This is a genomic window from Novosphingobium guangzhouense (assembly GCF_002896965.1).
Lineage (GTDB): Bacteria > Pseudomonadota > Alphaproteobacteria > Sphingomonadales > Sphingomonadaceae > Novosphingobium > Novosphingobium guangzhouense.
Genome location: NZ_LYMM01000062.1, coordinates 31,278 through 46,123 on the forward strand (window position 1 = coordinate 31,278; position 14,846 = coordinate 46,123).

The 14,846-nt window shown below is 64.7% G+C and carries 14 protein-coding genes; 6 read left to right on the forward strand and 8 right to left on the reverse strand.

Annotated features, from left to right (window positions below; translation table 11 throughout):
* The first annotated feature begins 133 nt into the window (after positions 1 to 133).
* Positions 134 to 361: a hypothetical protein gene (locus A8V01_RS20630; RefSeq protein WP_146037343.1), complete on the forward strand. Its 228-nt coding sequence runs from the start codon at positions 134 to 136 to the stop codon at positions 359 to 361.
* A 45-nt stretch (positions 362 to 406) separates the two neighbouring features.
* Here A8V01_RS20630 and A8V01_RS20635 read toward each other — a convergent pair whose 3' ends face one another.
* Positions 407 to 1,786, reverse strand: a complete 1,380-nt coding sequence (locus tag A8V01_RS20635) for a cryptochrome/photolyase family protein (RefSeq protein WP_103098183.1) — start codon at positions 1,784 to 1,786, stop codon at positions 407 to 409.
* Between the two features lie 54 nt (positions 1,787 to 1,840).
* Here A8V01_RS20635 and A8V01_RS20640 point away from each other — a divergent pair, with 54 nt between their 5' ends.
* Entirely contained in the window at positions 1,841 to 2,554 is a 714-nt protein-coding gene (locus A8V01_RS20640) for a phosphatase PAP2 family protein (RefSeq protein ID WP_211295094.1), read from the forward strand.
* On the opposite strand, the gene A8V01_RS20645 is transcribed toward A8V01_RS20640, so the two are convergent.
* From A8V01_RS20645 to A8V01_RS20655, 3 genes are read right to left on the reverse strand one after another with little or no spacing between them, the layout of a single operon-like run.
* On the reverse strand, positions 2,511 to 3,461 hold the full coding sequence (locus A8V01_RS20645; RefSeq protein WP_103098185.1) for a metal-dependent hydrolase: 951 nt from the start codon (positions 3,459 to 3,461) through the stop codon (positions 2,511 to 2,513). The genes A8V01_RS20640 and A8V01_RS20645 overlap by 44 nt on opposite strands.
* Before the next feature lie 59 nt (positions 3,462 to 3,520).
* Complete coding sequence (locus tag A8V01_RS20650) at positions 3,521 to 4,534, reverse strand: 2-oxoacid:ferredoxin oxidoreductase subunit beta (RefSeq protein ID WP_103098186.1); 1,014 nt, start codon at positions 4,532 to 4,534, stop codon at positions 3,521 to 3,523.
* 37 nt (positions 4,535 to 4,571) lie between these two features.
* Complete coding sequence (locus A8V01_RS20655; protein WP_103098187.1) at positions 4,572 to 6,530, reverse strand: 2-oxoacid:acceptor oxidoreductase subunit alpha; 1,959 nt, start codon at positions 6,528 to 6,530, stop codon at positions 4,572 to 4,574.
* Between the two features lie 254 nt (positions 6,531 to 6,784).
* Here A8V01_RS20655 and A8V01_RS20660 point away from each other — a divergent pair, with 254 nt between their 5' ends.
* Positions 6,785 to 7,267: an RNA pyrophosphohydrolase gene (locus A8V01_RS20660; protein ID WP_103098188.1), complete on the forward strand. Its 483-nt coding sequence runs from the start codon at positions 6,785 to 6,787 to the stop codon at positions 7,265 to 7,267.
* A gap of 37 nt (positions 7,268 to 7,304) precedes the next feature.
* Here A8V01_RS20660 and A8V01_RS20665 read toward each other — a convergent pair whose 3' ends face one another.
* From A8V01_RS20665 to A8V01_RS20680, 4 genes are all read right to left on the reverse strand, one after another.
* Positions 7,305 to 7,847 carry a tetratricopeptide repeat protein gene (locus A8V01_RS20665; RefSeq protein WP_103098189.1) on the reverse strand — a complete coding sequence of 181 codons (543 nt, stop codon included), beginning with the start codon at positions 7,845 to 7,847 and terminating at the stop codon, positions 7,305 to 7,307.
* Between the two features lie 13 nt (positions 7,848 to 7,860).
* Positions 7,861 to 9,027 carry an RsmB/NOP family class I SAM-dependent RNA methyltransferase gene (locus A8V01_RS20670; RefSeq protein ID WP_103098190.1) on the reverse strand — a complete coding sequence of 389 codons (1,167 nt, stop codon included), beginning with the start codon at positions 9,025 to 9,027 and terminating at the stop codon, positions 7,861 to 7,863.
* A gap of 30 nt (positions 9,028 to 9,057) precedes the next feature.
* Complete coding sequence (gene guaB / locus A8V01_RS20675; protein WP_103098191.1) at positions 9,058 to 10,515, reverse strand: IMP dehydrogenase; 1,458 nt, start codon at positions 10,513 to 10,515, stop codon at positions 9,058 to 9,060.
* A gap of 142 nt (positions 10,516 to 10,657) precedes the next feature.
* Positions 10,658 to 12,211: a M28 family peptidase gene (locus tag A8V01_RS20680; RefSeq protein ID WP_103098192.1), complete on the reverse strand. Its 1,554-nt coding sequence runs from the start codon at positions 12,209 to 12,211 to the stop codon at positions 10,658 to 10,660.
* Positions 12,212 to 12,426: 215 nt separating this feature from the next.
* Here A8V01_RS20680 and ypfJ point away from each other — a divergent pair, with 215 nt between their 5' ends.
* The 3 genes from ypfJ (at position 12,427) to A8V01_RS20695 (ending at position 14,798) form a co-directional block, all read left to right on the forward strand.
* Positions 12,427 to 13,299, forward strand: a complete 873-nt coding sequence (gene ypfJ, locus A8V01_RS20685; protein ID WP_103098193.1) for a KPN_02809 family neutral zinc metallopeptidase — start codon at positions 12,427 to 12,429, stop codon at positions 13,297 to 13,299.
* Positions 13,300 to 13,362: 63 nt separating this feature from the next.
* Entirely contained in the window at positions 13,363 to 14,013 is a 651-nt protein-coding gene (locus A8V01_RS20690) for a hypothetical protein (RefSeq protein WP_103098355.1), read from the forward strand.
* Between the two features lie 8 nt (positions 14,014 to 14,021).
* Positions 14,022 to 14,798 (forward strand): hypothetical protein, encoded by a 777-nt coding sequence (locus A8V01_RS20695; protein ID WP_245892754.1) that lies wholly within the window; start codon positions 14,022 to 14,024, stop codon positions 14,796 to 14,798.
* The last annotated feature ends 48 nt before the right edge of the window (positions 14,799 to 14,846 follow it).

Sequence of the window (14,846 nt, forward strand, 5' to 3'; positions counted from 1 at the left end):
GGATGATGAACCGGAATGCCCGGCCCGGCAATCGCTTAGCACACCCGCATCACGTCATCGGAAAATCGTGTGTTCAGGCAACGTTATGCCGCAGTCGGGCTTTTTTCATCATACGAACAAGGAGTTTAGTGCGATGATGAAACGCGTAATTGTCGGCAGCGTGCTGGCCTTGTCGATGCTTTCGGGCTGCCAGTCCTACACCAGCCGCCACGATGTCCGCGAAGCCCACCGCGACGTGCGGGACGCCTATCGATACGGCGATCGCCGCGATCAGCGCGACGCCCGGCGCAACGCGCGCGAGACCCGCCGTGACTATGAGCGCGACAATCGCTGCGGCCCCCGGTACGGCCGCCCCTGCTGATCCCGACCGGAGCGGGGACCACGCGCTGACGTGGTCCCTGCTTTCTCAGCCCGCCCCCTGCTCCGCTTTCGCCTGTTGCCAGGCCGACAGCGCCCGTTCCCGCGCATCGCGGTGTTCGATCAGCTTTTCGGGGTAACCCTTCGGCCGCTTGCCCGGCGGCGGATCGTGGATATCGGCATCGGACAGGTCCGCCAGTTCGGGCACCCATTCACGGATATAGGCTGCGGCGTCGAACTTCTCCGACTGCGTCAGCGGCGCCATGATCCGCACGAACATGTTCGCGTCCACGCCCGAGCCCGCCGTCCACTGCCAGTTCACCGCGTTGTTGCCGTAATCGGCATCCACCAGCGTATCCCAGAACCACTGCTCGCCTTCGCGCCAGTCGATCAGAAGGTGCTTGATGAGGAAGCTGGCGGCGATCATCCGCACACGGTTGTGCATCCATCCGGTATGCCACAGCTGACGCATCCCGGCATCGACGATGGGATAGCCTGTGCGCCCCTGCTTCCACGCTTCCAGATCGCGCCGACTGCGTCGCCAAGGAAAGTCACCGAAAGGATCGCGGGCATAGCGGCCGGCATAATCGGGGTACTGAAGGATCACGTTCTGCGCATAATCGCGCCAGCCCAGTTCGCCCAGGAACGTCGCCACCGAACCGCCGGCATCGGCGACAGCCTGCCAGACCTGCGCCGGCGAGACTTCTCCGAAATGCAGATGCGGCGACAGCATGGAAGTGCCCTCCACCCCCGGCAGGTTGCGCTGCCCTTCGTAGGCGGAGGCTTCCTCCACAAAGGCGCGCAACCGCTTGCGTGCGCCCTCCTCTCCCGGCTCCCACATATCGCGCAGGCCGTCTGCCCAGTCGGGCTTCTTGGGCAGCAGGCCCCATTCGGACAAGGTATCGGACGCAGGCCACCGCGCGGGCGCCGCAATCTTCTGCGGCCGCCGCTCGGGCTCATGGGGCGGCATCCTTTCGCGCAGCGCACGCCAGAACGGCGTATAGATCTTGTATAGCCCGCCAGAACCCGTCGTCACCGAACCCGGCGGCGCAAGGTAGTTGCCATGATGGAGACACAGCGTCAGCGTCTTTCCGACCGCCTTCTCGGCATTGCGCCACCACGGCTCGTAGTGGTGCAGGGCGTGGACCTCCTGCGCGCCGGTCTCTTCGGCCAGCTGGGCAAGGACTTCGTCGGCCCGTCCCCGCCGCAGGATCAGACGCGAACCCTTGTCATTCAGGGCCGCGCCCAGCTTGTCGAGCGAATGATGCAGCCACCAGCGTGAAGCCGCCCCCATGGCGCGATGCCTGGGGGTTTCGTCATCCAGAATGTAGACAGGGATCACCGGGCCCTTGCGCGCGGCTTCGGCGATGGCAGGTTGATCGGAAAGGCGCAGGTCGCGCCGCAACCAGACAATGACGGGAGAACTCATGAGCGGGGCAACGTCCTTCGTTAACCGGCGTTCCCTGAGGAGATGACGCTTTCGATGCGAAATTCCATACACCGGGCGCCTGACCGTAAAAGCCTGATCCTGGCTGCAACGCTGTGCTGGCTGGGTGTCGCTGCGATTGCGCTGGCCGTCCATTCCGGACATGCCGAAACGATGGACCGCACCGGCCTGCTGTTCTGGCGTGACGATACCTTGCGTCCGATCGGCCCGGTCAAGCTGCTGGAGGCCGTGCGCGACGTGACCGCGCTGGGCGGTGTGCTGCTGCGTAACCTCTTCGCACTCGGCGCGGTCACGGCCCTGCTGTTCCTGCGATTGCGGCGCGAGGCGATGCTCCTGATCCTGACCGTGATGAGCGGCTGGCTGGTCAACAGCGCCCTCAAGGCGCTTGTCGGACGCCCCCGCCCCGGCATCGTCCCCCATCTCACCGAAGCTGGCGGCAACAGTTTCCCCAGCGGCCACAGCTTCAACGCGGCCGTGGTCTATATCGCGGCTGCCCTTGCCTTCGCGGCGATGAGCGCACGGCCCTCAGTGCGGCGCACCTTGCTGGGCGCAGCGATCATTGCCAGCCTTGCCATCGCGTGGAGCCGGGTGTGGCTGGGCGTCCACTGGCCCAGCGATACGCTTGCCGGGTGGCTGGGCGGCGCGGGCTGGGCGTTCCTTGCCTGCGCCCTGTTCCAGCGCCCCGCCGAAATCGCAGCCGAAGCCGTCAGCGTGCCGGACAGTCGCCCGGAACCTTCACCGATACGTTGAAATTCCGGCTGAGGCGCGGCCCTGTGAACCGGGCATCGCCGAAAGTCACGACCGCCCCGCACCCCTTGCGTTCTATCCGCGCCATCGGCAGTTGCGACCACGCCAGGAACTTGATCGCCTCGGGCGTTGCGACGGCCGCCTTGCGCACCAGCGGGTCGGCCATGTTGTCCGGCACCGGCGGATCTGCGGAAACCAGCCTCCCACCATGGCGGAAGGGGTCGTAGCGACCATAGGATATGCGTCCCGCCTGCCGCCAGATCATGTCACGCCGCCAAAACAGCAGGGGCTCGGGTGAAGCGAAGATGCGGTCGGGGGCGAAAGCCGGGTCCGTCTGAAGCGGCGCATCCCATGCCGCTGCGGAAATACCGATGTTGATCGCGATGAAGCCTACCACGCCCGCCAGCGCGGCAATGGCAGGTCTGGTCGATCTCCACCGGCGCGCCAGCCACAGGCCCAGACCCATGATCGCCAGCAGCCAGGGCGATACGATGAACAAGCCATCCGTATGGAACCAGCGGCCGCTGGACGGGGACAGCAGCTGGACCGCGTAGACATTCTGAAGATCAAGCAGCGGATGGGTCAGCGCGCCCAGATAGCACAACGCCAGCAGCCACCCGAACCGCATCGGCAGCCCGCTACCGAAAGTTGCCCCGCGCGATGCCTGCCAGCGATCCAGCAGCCAGAGCAGCCCCGCCAGCACCGGCGGCATCAGCAGGACGCCACCGACAAGGCCGTGCGTGAAACCACGGTGCATGGCGAGCGGTGCCCAGGGCGCCCAGCCGAAGAACACGTCGATATCCGGCATGTTGGCCGCCAGCACGCAGGCAGCCAGCCCTTTACGCGTCCTGCGTTTGAGCCCGGTTTCGGCAAGCACCCAGCCGACCAGGCTGTGCGTCAGGTTATCCATGATAGACAGTAGTTTGCATCGCAGACTTTATCGGGTTTGCGATGCAGCATTGCAAGCCGTCAGCTGACCGTCCAGGTCTGCCCCTTGCTCAGCAGCCTGGACAAGTCGGCGGATTTGCCCGCCGTCAGGCTCGCCCGTTCCGCAACGACCGCACTTTCGAAAGTCGGCGCGGGGTCATTATGGATCACCCCCAGCGCCATCGGAAAGGCCCCGAAGGGCATCTCCACCAGCATATGCGCAAGGCTACGGTTGCGCACGTCATGGACCGCCACTCCGGCGCCCTGCCAGTCGCCGTCTGCCACGTCGACGACTTTCAGGGAAAGAGTATCAAGATCAAGCGACAGTCCTTTGCTTTCCTTGCAAAAAAGCAAAGGCTCTCCATCCCTGCACATGATCTGCATATCCGCTGACACGGCCTTGGCGGTGAAGTCGTCGAAGCGATCCTTGTTATAGACGATGCAGTTCTGGAAGATCTCCACGAAGGCCGCGCCCTTGTGGGCATAGGCGGCCTTGAGCACTTCGGGCAGATCCTTCGATACGTCATAACCGCGCGCCACGAAACGCGCGCCCGCGCCCAGCGCGAAGGCGCAGGGACTGGCGGGGCGGTCCACCGAACCGATGGGCGATGTCGGCGATGGCGTCCCGACCCGGCTGGTCGGCGAATATTGCCCTTTGGTCAGGCCGTAGATCTCGTTGTTGAACAGCAGGATCTGGCAGTCCAGATTGCGCCGCAGGACATGCATGGTGTGGTTGCCGCCGATCGACATGCCATCCCCGTCGCCCGTCACGATCCAGACGTCCAGTTCCGGATTGGCCAGCTTGATCCCGGTGGCAAAGGCCGGTGCACGGCCATGGATAGTGTGGAACCCATAGCTCTCGACATAATAGGGAAAGCGGCTGGAACAGCCGATGCCGGACACGAACACGGTGTTCCTGGGATCAGCGCCGACCATCGGCAGCGTGCGTTGCACCGCCTTGAGGATCGCATAGTCGCCGCAACCGGGGCACCAGCGCACTTCCTGATCGGTTTCCCAGTCCTTCAATGTGGTCTGGATCGGCGTCATGTCATTCATGATGAAGTCTCCATCCTAACCGATTATGCCTAAACGATTATGGTTGCTCGATTTCCGGGGCTGGAAGCTGGGTATCGCCGACGGGCACCTCTCCGCCCTCGTTATCGGGAATATCATCGAAGAAGCGGGCGATGGCGGTCTCAACCTCGGCAATGGCGAAGGGCTGGCCGCTGGTCTTGGACAGCGGCACTGCATCGATCAGGAAGCGATCGCGCAGCAGCGTCTTGAACTGTCCGGTGTTCATCTCCGGCACCATCACCCGATCGAACCCCGCCAGCAGCTCGCCAAGGTTGTGCGGCAGTGGCCAGACGTGACGGACATGGATGTGGCTGACGTCCAGCCCCTTGCGCCGGGCCCGACGCACCGCCTGATGGATCGGCCCGAAGGTGGACCCCCAGCCGATTACGGCCAGCCGGCCCGACGCCTCTCCCAACGCCACGTCCTGCGGTGGCACCGCACCTGCGACGGCATCCACTTTCGCCCTGCGTGCATCGGTCTGGGCCTGATGGACGTCAGGCGCGTAATCGATGTTGCCGGTGTCGATCGCCTTCTCGATCCCGCCGATGCGGTGCATAAGCCCCGGCGTGCCCGGCCTGATCCACGGTCGCACCCCGCGCGCGTCGCGCCGGAAGGGCAGCGGCTTGCCTTCCGGGTTGTTGTTCCCCGTCATGAACTCCACCGGGAACGGCGTGAAACTGCCGGGATCGGGCACCTTCCACGGCTCTGACGCATTGGCGATGTAACCATCGGTCAAAAGGATCACGGGCGTCATGAACTGCGTGGCGATGCGGCAGGCTTCGACAGCGCATTCGAACGCATCCGCAGGGGAGCGCGCCGCGATCACCGGCAGCGGCGCATCGCCATTACGCCCATAGACCGCCTGATAGAGATCCGACTGCTCGGTCTTTGTCGGCAGTCCGGTAGACGGCCCTCCCCGCTGCGAATTGACGACCACCAGCGGCAGTTCGGTCATGATCGCCAGCCCCATCGCCTCTCCCTTGAGCGCGATGCCCGGCCCCGACGATGAGGTGACGCCCAGCTGCCCCGCATAGGACGCGCCGATCGCCGCGCAGACCGCCGCGATCTCGTCCTCTGCCTGGAAGGTGGTGACGCCGAACTCCTTCATCTTCACAAGATGATGCAGAACGGCGGAGGCGGGCGTGATCGGATAGCCGCCGAAGAACATCTCCAGCCCCGCCAGCTGCGCTCCGGCGACAAGCCCCAGCGCAATCGCCTCTGCCCCCGTAACCGTGCGATAGAGACCGGGCTCGGCAGGCACAGGATCGATGTGCAGCTTGCGCAGCGGGCCTGACAGTTCCGCCGTCTCGCCATAGGCGTGCCCGGCGTTGAGCGCGGCGATGTTCGCCTCAGCCAGCACCGGCGCCGCCGCAAACTTGGCGCGCAGCCAGTCCACCAGCGGTTTGCGGTCCCTGTCGAACATCCAGAGCGCCAGCCCCAGCGTCCACATGTTCTTGCACCGCAGCGCCTCCTTGTTGCCAAGGCCGAAAGGCTTCACCGCTTCCAGTGTCAGCGCGGAGATATCGAACGCCAGCACATCCCACTGCGCCAGACTGCCATCCTCCAGCGGGTTTTGCGCGTACTTCGCCCTGTCCAGATTGCGCCTGTCGAATTCTCCGGCGTCGGCGATCACCAGCCCCCCCGGCTTGAGTGCGCCGACGTTCACCTTCAGCGCAGCCGGGTTCATCGCCACCAGCACGTCTGGCGCATCGCCCGCAGTGGTGATCTCTTGCGAGCCGAAGTTGATCTGGAACGCCGAAACACCGAAGAGCGTCCCCTGCGGCGCGCGGATTTCGGCCGGAAAGTCCGGGAAGGTCGCAAGGTCGTTGCCAGCCAGCGCGGTCGACAGGGTGAACTGGCCGCCGGTCAGTTGCATCCCATCGCCGGAGTCCCCGGCGAAACGGACAACCACGGCCTCCACGCCGGGTGCGTCCCCCGCGGACGCGTCGGTTCCATGCTCTCCAGCCAGTGTCGCCATGGTCTATCCTCTGCTGCCGGTCCGCGCCGGTTTTTCGAGCCGAAGACTGCGGACTCAGGTTCCCAATGACAAATTAGTTTTCTGTTGAGCGAACAAACTTCGCGTTTGTCACCATGGGAAGAGTGTGAACCTCAATGCGGGCTAGTCAAGCGCGAGCGGTTCGGCCATCCTGATGGAATGGAGCATACGCCAGTGCATTCCCTGCCGAATCGCGTAAAGAGCCCATCCCCTTCAATTCGGATACGCGTGCCTCAATGAACGACTTTTCGTCCCTGCCCTATCGTCCCTGCGTGGGTGTCATGCTGGTCAACGCCGACGGCAAGGTTTTCGTCGGCAAGCGGATCGACACGCGCGAAGGCGACTGGTGGCAGATGCCGCAAGGCGGCGTCGATGACGGCGAAGACCTGAAGGAAGCCGCGCTGCGCGAACTGCATGAGGAAACCGGCGTGACCGCCGATCATGTGCAACTGCTGTCGCAAACGCGTGAGGAACTGCTCTACGATCTTCCCGCCGAACTGCTGGGCAAGCTGTGGAAGGGCAAGTATCGCGGCCAGCGCCAGCACTGGTTCCTCGCCCGCTTCGAGGGGCGCGACGAGGATATCGACCTGAACGCGCACCAGCCTGCGGAGTTCTGCGACTGGAAATGGATTGAGGCCGCGCTGCTGCCCGACCTCATCGTACCTTTCAAGAAGCGCGTCTATCGTGCTGTTCTGGAAGAATTCAAGGCACTGATCTGAGGCTTCGGCCTCACCGTCCCAACCGGGCCTGAGGCCCTCAGTTCTCTGAGACTGAGGGCTTGGGCGTTACGGCATCGGCCCCGACCATGCGCGGAGCCGGCCCCTTGGCGATGGCTGCGGCAAGGCCCTGCGCCTCTGCGCAATCCTTGCCACACAGCGTCTGCAGGCGGGCAAGATTGCGGTTGGCCTTCTCCGTTGCGCCCTTTTCGGCAAGGGCGACGCCTTCGCCCGCCAGCGCAGCGACATTGCGCGGATCGTTGACAAGCGCGACGCGGTAATAATGCAGCGCCTTGCCCTGCATGCCCTGACGGCGCGTGGCATCCGCCAGCGCCAGCAGCACGGTGACGCTGCCCGGTTCCACCGTCAGCGCGGATTCATAGGCATCGATCGCACCGTCGAGGTTTCCGGCAGCAGCGGCCGCGCGGCCTTCCGACAGAAGCATGCCGGCACGCGGATCAAGCTGTTCGGGCGGCTGTGAAAGAAGGACGCTGGAGGACGTGGCGGCTAGCAGGGAAAGAGCAACAGCAACAGGCGTATAACGCATCAGCAGGTCCTTGGCCGAGGTCTTCGTCCTCATCATGACCGTGACGCTATCACAGCCTGACGAAGCGCGCGACGAAAAAGCCGTCGGTTTCGTCGGTGGAGGGGGAAAGGCGCAGCCCTGCCCCGCGCGGCGTTCCGGCAGGCAGTGCGGGCAGTTCGGCGCGCCAGTCGGGATGACGGGCAAGGAAGCCCGCGGCCTGATCCGCGCCTTCGGCATCAAGCAGCGAACATGTCACGAAGATCAGCCGTCCGCCCTGCGTCACCAGCGTTGCCGCCACGTCGAGCAGGCGCGCCTGGATGGCAACGTAGCGTTCAAGCTGCTTGTCGGTCAGCCGCCAGCGCGCTTCGGGATTGCGGCGCCATGTGCCGGTGCCAGAGCACGGCGCATCGACCAGCACCGCATCGGCCGCCCCGACCAAAGGCTCAAGGGCCTGCATCTCGCGGTTGGCATCAAGCAGCAGGGTCTCGATGCAGGTCGCCCCGGCGCGCTCGGCCCGGGGAGGCAGGCGCTGAAGGCGGGCGCGGTCTGCATCGCAGGCAACCAGTCGCCCGACGTTCTCCATCGCGGCGGCCAGCGCAAGGGTCTTGCCCCCCGCCCCGGCGCACAGATCGATTACCGTCTCGCCCGGCCGTGCTGCCACGACGTCGCACGTAAGCTGCGATCCGGCGTCCTGCACCTCGATCACGCCATCAAGGTAGGCGCGCGACTGTTCGATCCTGGTTTCGGGGGGATAGCGCCAGCCATGCGGCGCCACGCCTTTCTCGGCTCCTTCGGGCAAATCGAGGATGCCGGACTTCAGCGTGTTGACGCGAATGTCCAGCGGCGCACGGTCAAGCAGCGCTTCCGGACGCTCCACACCGCTATCTGCAAGCCGCCGCATCAGCCATTCCGGCGCGACACCGGCAGCGGCCACCGCCTCGCCCGGCTCGATCGGCGCGGGCGCGTGGCGCGAACCGTCGAACAGCGCGGCAAGCTGCGGATCGCCCTGCGCCACGCGCAGCATGGCCGCCCGGCCGGTCGCGGGGATTTCCCCGCAGGCACGAATCGCGCGGTAGGCCAGTTCTCGCACCGCGCGGCGATCGCCGCTGCCCGCCCAGCGGCGGACGCGGAACCATTCGGAGATGAGACGGTCGGCAGGCGCACCATTCGATCGTGCTGCCTCGATCACGAGGTCGAGCACGTCGATCGCGGCCTGAACGCGCGCGGCGGGGGTCATTGCTCCGTCACTGCGCGCGCCGCCGCGTCCTTAGCGGGTCGGGTAGTTCGGTGCTTCGCGCGTGATCGTCACGTCATGGACGTGGCTTTCGCGAAGGCCGGCATTGGTGATGCGGATGAACTTCGAGTTCTTGCGCAGCGCATCGATCGTGGCCGATCCGGTATAGCCCATGGCCGCCTTGATGCCGCCGACCAGCTGGTGGATGACGTCCTTGGCCGGGCCCTTGTAGGCGACCTGGCCTTCGATGCCTTCGGGAACCAGCTTCATCTGGTCCTTGATGTCACCCTGGAAGTAACGGTCCGCCGAACCACGGCCCATCGCGCCGACCGAGCCCATGCCGCGGTACGACTTGTAGGCGCGGCCCTGATACAGGAACGTTTCGCCCGGCGCTTCCTCGGTGCCGGCCAGCATCGAGCCGACCATGATGGTGGACGCACCGGCGGCAAGTGCCTTGGCGGCATCGCCCGAAGTGCGCAGGCCACCGTCGGCGATGACGGGCACGCCCGCCTTGTCGGCTTCCTCTGCAGCTTCCATGACGGCGGTGAGCTGCGGCACGCCAACGCCCGCAACGATACGAGTGGTGCAGATCGAGCCCGGCCCGATGCCCACCTTCACGCAGTCTGCACCCGCATCGATCAGCGCCTTGGCTGCTTCGGCAGTGGCGATGTTGCCGGCGATGACCTGTGCGGAATTCGACAGCTTCTTTACGCGTTCAACCGCCAGCGCCACGTCCTTGTTGTGGCCGTGCGCGGTATCGATGACGACCACGTCGCATTCGGCCGCCAGCAGCGCTTCGGTGCGGGCGAAGCCCTTGTCGCCCACGGTGGTGGCCGCGGCAACGCGCAGGCGGCCCGCCTCGTCCTTGGTGGCTTCGGGGAACAGGACGGCCTTTTCGATGTCCTTGACCGTGATCAGGCCCACGCACTTGAACGCGTCATCCACGACCAGCAGCTTTTCGATGCGGCGGGCGTGCAGCAGGCGGCGCGCTTCGTCTTGCCCTACGCCGACCTTCACGGTGGCAAGGTTTTCATGCGTCATCAGTTCACGCACCGGCTGCGCTGCATTGTCTGCAAAGCGCACATCGCGGTTGGTGAGGATGCCGACCAGCTTGCCTGAAGCTTCGACCACCGGGATGCCGCTGATACGGTTGGCGGTCATGATCGCCTGTGCTTCGCCCAGCGTGGCTTCGGGGCTGATGGTGATCGGGTTGACGACCATGCCGCTTTCAAAGCGCTTGACCTGACGGACCGCAGCCACCTGTTCCTCGATCGACAGGTTGCGGTGCAGCACGCCGATGCCGCCCATCTGCGCCATGACGATGGCCATGTCGGCCTCGGTAACGGTGTCCATGGCCGACGAGATGACGGGGATGTTCAGCCCGATGGTGCGGGTCAGCATGGAGCGCGTGTCGGCCTGGGTCGGCACGATATCGGACTTGGCGGGACGCAGGAGTACGTCGTCGAAAGTGAGTCCGAGCTGGATATCCATATGCGCCACCAATGCCTTCGCCAAATACCCGAGAGGGGGGAGAATCGTGGCGGCCCATGTAATCAAAGGCAGCGGCTAGGGCTAGGGGGCGAATCCCATGTTTTTCGCGGGTCCGGTTGCGCGTGGTGGTTCCGGCGCCGCGCTACTTCTTCGTCGTAGCCGCCGCGCGCCCTGTCGGCGCCACGACCGGCACCTTGCGCGTATCGGCGAACCAGCGCCCCAGCGCGGTCAGCATCTTCACGTCATCGCTGGCCCCGCCCAGTTCGATCGGGTGGGAAAGGTCGTCGCTTGGCCGGTGATAGTCGCCATCGAAGAAGCTGCGCATCCGCTCCATGTCACCATAGGCGGTCGTCACCATGACGGCGGGAATGTCGTGCTGCAGCAAGGCCCAGCCGTCCTGCCGCTTCATGTATTCGTTGGCGTCGTCGTTATCGCGCAGCCGGAAGCCTTCGGCCTTGGCGACTTTGGCGATGTCCTTGTCCAGCGCGGTCATGCCCCTGCCGACAATGGCGAAAGGCGTCTTGCGCGGGGCGATAGCCACCGAATCGATGTTGAAGGCCGCAACGATCTTTTCCAGCGGCAGCGGCGGATTGTCGGCAAAGGCATGGGCGCCCAGCAAGCCAAGCTCCTCGGCCGTGGTGGCAAGGAAATAGACGTCGCGGTCCATCTGCGGGTTGCGCGCAAGGCGCCGCGCCACTTCCGTAAGCGCGGCAACACCGCTGGCGTTGTCGACCGCGCCGTTGCAGATGACGTCTTCGGCCGGAGGTTCGCCGCATTCGCCGAAATGGTCCCAGTGCGCCACGAACAGCACAGCCCCCGCCTGCTTGTTGCGGCCGGGCAGCTTGCCGATCAGATTGTGTGTGCGGATCGTGGTTTCGTCGGTGCTGGCTTCCAGCGAGGCCGTTACATCCAGCACGACCGGCGCGAAATCGTCCTTGCCTGCCACCTGCTCCAGTTCGTCGAACGTATGGGCAGTGCCCTTTAGCAATGTTTCCATGGTAGCACGGCCGATGAACGCCTCCAGATCGCCGCCGACCGCCTCGTCCGAGAGGGCATAGCCCGAACGCCTGCGCCGCGCCGCGACCTGATCGATGGTACGTTCGCCATCCAGAACGGTCAGGACCGCCGATGCCCCCATCGAGAGCAGTTCGTTTTGCCGTGCACTGTCGGGCGTATTCCCGTCGAGAACGACGGCAATACGGCCTGCCAGTTCGTTGCGCGTGAAGTCCTGGCTGCGCGCACGGCCAACGAACAGCAGCGGCGCATTGCGCACAAGCGCACGCTTGCCGGACGTGAAGACCAGCACATCGCTGGGCGCGATGGAGGCGCGGTAGCCTTTGCGCAGGAACCGCGCCGAGCCGTTCGACGGTTCGTGCGCAATGACCGTCACAGGTGCAAACCATTCGTTGCCCGGATCGTTGGTGCCCGAGACAAGGCCGATGTCGAACCACTGCTTCGCCAGATAGCGCAGGGTCTTCGCCTCGCCATCGGTGCCGGGTTCACGACCGTCGAAATCATCGCTGGCAAGGATCTGGATGTGCGCGCGCAGCCGATCCTCTATCTCGCGGTCGGCGCGGCTTATGCTTGCGCCGATGACGACGCAGGAAGGTGCGACAGCGAAAAGCGCAAAGAACGCCGCCGTTCTCCACGCACGTTTCCGCGCTGTAAGTCCCACTGCCCGAATGCCCGCCTTCATGTCGCCCCCACCTATAAGGCACAAATCCGGGCGCGGTTGCAAAATTTGCTCCATCCTTGTCTTCAGGAAGCATTTTTTACCAGGAGGCCCCAAGTTGACGCGCGCGCGCAACACCCGTGGCCCTGCGTATCCGAAAGGAACAGCCATGGCTTTTGCGAATTGATCTGCCCGCAAGGACAGGTCTAGCTAGACTGAAAAAAGTGACAGGAACACCGATGCGGCTGGATGACTTTGACCCCGACAATATCAAGGTGACCGAAGGCGGCCGTGGCGGCGGCTTTCCGATCGGCGGCGGAAAGCTGGGCTGCGGAACGCTTGTCATCGTACTGATCGGCGCGCTCGTTTTCGGCGTGGACCCCGGACAGATGCTGGGCACGATCGAAAACGTGCAGCAGCAAAGCCCCGCCACTCCGCAGGAACCGGCGGCCGGATCGCGCAGCACGGGCGAAATCTGCTCACGCACACCTTATTCGCGTGAGGCGTGCAACGCGCTGTCCTCGCTCAACAGCACATGGCAACCGCTTTTCCAGAAAGCGAACATCCCGTTCGAGCAGCCCACCCTTACCTTCTATACCGGAGGCACCCGCAGTGGCTGCGGCGCGGCACAAAGCGCGATGGGGCCGTTCTACTGCCCCGCCGATCAGGGCATCTACATCGACGTCAGCTTCTATGACCAGATGGACAAGCAACTGGGCGCAAGGGGTGACTTCGCGCGCTATTACGTGATCGCTCATGAATACGGCCATCATGTCCAGCACCTTACGGGGCTGGACCGGCAGGTCCGCCAGGCGCAGCAGCAGAACCCGTCGCAGGAAAACGCGCTGCAGGTGCGGATGGAATTGCAGGCGGATTGCTATGCCGGCGTCTGGGCAGGCAAGCATCGCGACCTGATCGAGCCGGGCGATATGGAGGAAGGACTGACCGCCGCCAGCGCGATCGGCGATGACACCCTGATGAAGAATGCCGGTCAGGCCGTTACGCCCGAAAGCTTCACGCACGGCTCCAGCGCGGAACGCATGCGGTGGCTCAAGCGTGGGCTGGACACCGGGAACGAGGATGCATGTGACACGTTCTCTTCAACAGGATGACATTACAGGGCAAGCGCTCCCTGGCGGATGCTGCGCTTGCACCTGAAACTGGAGAACAGGGTGATGAAACGCAAATGGCTCGGTGCGGCGGTTATTGCGGGCCTTACCATCAGCACGGTCACGGGTCCGGCACTGGCACGTCAGGACGACAAGCCCATCACGTCACGCGATCCCGATGCGGTCGACGTTGCGAAAACCCCTATCAATGACCTCAACGTCGGCAGGGACGGCGAAATCCCCCCCCTGCTGGTCAAGGCGACGACGCAGCCTTACGCGCTGAACGGGCTTACCAAGTGTCGGCAGATCGCGGGCGCCATTCAGGAACTCGATGAAGTTCTCGGGCCAGACATCGATCTTCCCGCCGAAGAACGCGATCGCATCAATGCAGGCCGCGTCGGCAAGTGGGTGGTTGCATCGTTCATCCCGTTTCGCGGCCTGATCCGCGAAGTATCGGGTGCCAACGCGCAGGACCGCAAGGTGAATGCGGCGATTCAGGCGGGCCTGACCCGGCGCGGCTTCCTCAAGGGCATGGGCGCGGCCAAGGGCTGCCGGTACCCCGCTTCCCCCGCCCCGGCCAGTGTCGTGCAGGCGCATCTTGAACAGTTGAAGGCCAAGGACGCCAAGGAAAAGTCGGACAAGGGCAAGAAGGACTCCGGCAAGGATCTTGCGTTCAAATCCGAACCTGACGCGCGGCAACCCGCCCCCAAGGAATGACCCGGACATTGAGCACCCGCCAGATCGGGCAATCCCTGCGCCTGCTGCCGCTGCTTGGCGCCACGGTGCTGGCCCTGTCCGCCTGCAGCAAAGCCCCTGCGCCAAGCCCCGGCAGCGAAACGCAGGATCAGGCGCCCTCTTCAAGTGCTGCGGCTTCAGACACAGCCGCCTCGGTGAAGCCTCCCTCGCTTGATCCGCAGATACCTTCCGCCGCCACCGACATGCAGCCTGTCTCCTGCTCGTCCGAGATCGGAAAGGCGCAGGCGGACAAGCTGGTGCAGCAATGCCTGGTCGTGTCCCCGGCTACGCGGCCGCCGTGCAACGCCGTCAATTCCTGCGCGATGATCCGCAACGAGATCGCGCGCGGATGCGCCATCCTGGGCGAAGATGCGGTGAAAACGCCCGATTGCGGCGGCATCGACCCCGTCGGTCGCCCCGCAGCAGCCGACATGGTCGAACGCTATTACGCCGCGATCAACGAACGCGATTTCCCCTCTGCATGGGCACTATGGGGACCGGACGGAGGCTCCAGCGGCCAGACCCTTCAGGCGTTTACCGAGGGCTATGCCCATACCCGCCGCGTACACGTGGACATCGGCAAGGTTTCCGACGTCGAAGGCGGCGCAGGTTCGCTTTATGTAACGGTGCCGGTCACGGTCGATGCCGAACTCGACAACGGCAAGCGTCAGCGCTTCGTCGGCAGTTATGCGCTGCGGCAGATCAACCGTGGCATGGGCGTGTCGCAAGGCTGGCACATCACGTCGGCCAGTCTGCGCCCCGCATAAGGAAGCGGGGCCGCGACCCCGCCGCAGCCCCGCTTCCGATGCTACTCT

Coding starts and splice junctions, on each gene's coding strand:
- A8V01_RS20640 (WP_211295094.1), top strand. CDS start 1,841: ATGCGAAATTCCATACACCGGGCGCCTGACCGTAAAAGCCTGATCCTG.
- A8V01_RS20630 (WP_146037343.1), top strand. CDS start 134: ATGATGAAACGCGTAATTGTCGGCAGCGTGCTGGCCTTGTCGATGCTT.
- A8V01_RS20645 (WP_103098185.1), bottom strand. CDS start 3,461: ATGGATAACCTGACGCACAGCCTGGTCGGCTGGGTGCTTGCCGAAACC.
- A8V01_RS20690 (WP_103098355.1), top strand. CDS start 13,363: ATGAAACGCAAATGGCTCGGTGCGGCGGTTATTGCGGGCCTTACCATC.
- ypfJ (WP_103098193.1), top strand. CDS start 12,427: ATGCGGCTGGATGACTTTGACCCCGACAATATCAAGGTGACCGAAGGC.
- A8V01_RS20680 (WP_103098192.1), bottom strand. CDS start 12,211: ATGAAGGCGGGCATTCGGGCAGTGGGACTTACAGCGCGGAAACGTGCG.
- A8V01_RS20650 (WP_103098186.1), bottom strand. CDS start 4,534: ATGAATGACATGACGCCGATCCAGACCACATTGAAGGACTGGGAAACC.
- A8V01_RS20655 (WP_103098187.1), bottom strand. CDS start 6,530: ATGGCGACACTGGCTGGAGAGCATGGAACCGACGCGTCCGCGGGGGAC.
- A8V01_RS20660 (WP_103098188.1), top strand. CDS start 6,785: ATGAACGACTTTTCGTCCCTGCCCTATCGTCCCTGCGTGGGTGTCATG.
- A8V01_RS20670 (WP_103098190.1), bottom strand. CDS start 9,027: ATGACCCCCGCCGCGCGCGTTCAGGCCGCGATCGACGTGCTCGACCTC.
- guaB (WP_103098191.1), bottom strand. CDS start 10,515: ATGGATATCCAGCTCGGACTCACTTTCGACGACGTACTCCTGCGTCCC.
- A8V01_RS20635 (WP_103098183.1), bottom strand. CDS start 1,786: ATGAGTTCTCCCGTCATTGTCTGGTTGCGGCGCGACCTGCGCCTTTCC.
- A8V01_RS20665 (WP_103098189.1), bottom strand. CDS start 7,847: ATGATGAGGACGAAGACCTCGGCCAAGGACCTGCTGATGCGTTATACG.